The 635-nt window shown below is 32.3% G+C and carries 1 protein-coding gene; it reads left to right on the top strand.

The genetic code is table 11. The features are described 5' to 3' along the window. A partial coding sequence (bla, locus tag R7Z47_RS25425; RefSeq protein ID WP_318130837.1) for a class A beta-lactamase occupies positions 1 to 635 on the top strand: 635 nt, incomplete at both ends.

Genomic DNA, 635 nt, shown 5'->3' with positions numbered 1-635 from the left:
AAACTGACAACTTAACTTTGAAAATTGAGAATGTTTTAAAGGCAAAAAATGCCAGAATAGGAGTAGCAATATTCAACAGCAATGAGAAGGATACTTTGAAGATTAATAACGACTTCCATTTCCCGATGCAAAGCGTTATGAAATTTCCGATTGCTTTAGCCGTTTTGTCTGAGATAGATAAAGGGAATCTTTCTTTTGAACAAAAAATAGAGATTACCCCTCAAGACCTTTTGCCTAAAATGTGGAGTCCGATTAAAGAGGAATTCCCTAATGGAACAACTTTGACGATTGAACAAATACTAAATTATACAGTATCAGAGAGCGACAATATTGGTTGTGATATTTTGCTAAAATTAATCGGAGGAACTGATTCTGTTCAAAAATTCTTGAATGCTAATCATTTCACTGATATTTCAATCAAAGCAAACGAAGAACAAATGCACAAGGATTGGAATACCCAATATCAAAATTGGGCAACCCCAACAGCGATGAACAAACTGTTAATAGATACTTATAATAATAAGAACCAATTACTTTCTAAAAAAAGTTATGATTTTATTTGGAAAATTATGAGAGAAACAACAACAGGAAGTAACCGATTAAAAGGACAATTACCAAAGAATACAATTGTTGCT

Source organism: Vibrio sp. 1641, from assembly GCF_033339995.1.
GTDB classification, from domain to species: Bacteria; Pseudomonadota; Gammaproteobacteria; order Enterobacterales; family Vibrionaceae; genus Vibrio; species Vibrio alginolyticus.
The sequence above is the reverse complement of the archived record's forward strand: the minus strand, read 5'-3'. Positions and strand labels throughout refer to the sequence as shown.